Source organism: Algoriphagus sp. SE2, assembly GCF_039563885.1.
GTDB lineage: Bacteria > Bacteroidota > Bacteroidia > Cytophagales > Cyclobacteriaceae > Algoriphagus.
Genome location: NZ_JBCLWJ010000086.1, coordinates 1 through 345, shown reverse-complemented (window position 1 = coordinate 345; position 345 = coordinate 1). Strand labels below are relative to the sequence as shown.

The window sequence follows — 345 nt, the reverse complement described above, 5'->3', positions numbered from 1 at the left end:
ATCGGTAAGTCACTTATCTGGAAAGGCACTTCAATACCAGGAATGGCAAAAATAACCGTCTTCAGTACAGATAGAGCTGGCCAGACAATCGAAAAAGTGATTGAGCTGAGCCGTGAGCCAAGATTCGGAGACTTCAACATGTTCCCGAACCCTGCAAAATCTAATGTGACCATTGAGGTTGAATTGGATAAGAACGTAAATGTGGGAATCAGAATCTTTGATGCAGTCGGAAGACTGGTTTATGAGAAAGAAGGTGTTAAAACCGGAAATGCAGCATATGAGATCAATATTGATCACTTGAGTTCAGGACTGTATACGGTACAGGTAAGTACCGGTCAACTGGTC

1 protein-coding gene is annotated in these 345 nt (G+C 42.6%); it reads left to right on the top strand.

Translation table 11 applies throughout. The features are described from left to right. Positions 1-42: 42 nt before the first annotated feature. Positions 43-345: T9SS type A sorting domain-containing protein (locus AAGF08_RS20535; RefSeq protein ID WP_343513332.1), on the top strand; the 303-nt coding region annotated here is incomplete at its 3' end.